This is a genomic window from Streptomyces sp. NPDC060002 (assembly GCF_042737245.1).
In the GTDB taxonomy this organism is placed as follows: domain Bacteria; phylum Actinomycetota; class Actinomycetes; order Streptomycetales; family Streptomycetaceae; genus Streptomyces.
The window spans coordinates 1-1,035 of the sequence record NZ_JBHWUW010000138.1 but is presented as its reverse complement, the minus strand read 5'-3'; the positions used below and the strand labels follow the sequence as shown (position 1 = coordinate 1,035).

At 69.4% G+C, this 1,035-nt stretch carries 1 pseudogene; it reads right to left on the bottom strand.

The annotated features are described in order from the left end of the window. Positions 1-143: pseudogene (locus tag ACFWBD_RS41525) on the bottom strand (deaminase); the annotation flags it as partial. Between the last annotated feature and the right edge of the window lie 892 nt (positions 144-1,035).

Below are 1,035 nucleotides of genomic sequence, written 5' to 3'. Positions count from 1 at the left end.
CAGCTCGCCGTGGCGCCGGCCCAGGCGAAGAGCTGTCCCGGATCGATGTGGTGGCCGAAAGGCCGCTCCAGGCTCTGGTCCTCGCCGGCGGCGACGCCGTCGCTCGAGATGGTGAAGTTCTGTACTCGCAGCAGCTGATGCACGTGTTCCCTCGTCAGGTCCTGTCGTCCTCGTACGGCGATGCGTTCTCCATCAGGATGTCGAACGGGACGTGGCTGGATCGACAGCGGCGCCCAAGTTCTTCCACAGCGCACCCCGCGCGACCGTTGCCGGGGGTCGTCGGCCCGCTGGTATCGCGCGTGCGTCCAGTACGGCGATCCGGGAGGCAGTCGCTGCGGTGTCGAGGTCGACGGCAGGCCTGAACCACATCACCCGTATCCGGCAGGCCGCCGCCCCTCCCCCGCCGCCGGATCCCGCGGCACAGACACAACAGCCGGCCGAACCTCCCACTCCCCCTCCATGACGCCTGCCTGTGACAGCAAGACCTTGAGCGGCTGCCACCAGACCGAGCCCCCGATACACCGCCGTGCACGGGGGCTCAGGAGCGCGCCGCCTTCCCGTATCCCTCGCGCAGGCGGCCGCTCGGGCGGCCCTCGTCTCCGAGCCCCGCCCCCAGATAATCCGGAACTGCTCAACGGCCGGATTGGTGATCCTCGCCAACCGCGCCACCAAGGCAATCCGACGGCCGCCAACCACTTGGTTCGCGGATCCCCGACGGATCCCCTTGCTGGGCGCTGCTGTCCCGCGACGGCCGGGCCCGCCGCGCCTCCCGGCTCCCCACGGGAGGCATGCAGCTGCCCGGGTCCAGCTGGTGCGGGCCGCGGGCGCCCCTCGTAGGCTGCTCGGGGCCTGTTGCGGAGGTGTGCCATGCCCCGAACCATCTGGTCCGGCGCCATCGGCTTCGGCCTGGTCACTTGTCTGAACTAGGGCCTGTGTGACATCGTGATCAATCTTGCCGATCCGGATCCGTCTGGAATGCGGATCCGGTAGGAAGAGGATCGTGACGCGCAGGCAACTCACCGACGAGCAGTGGCA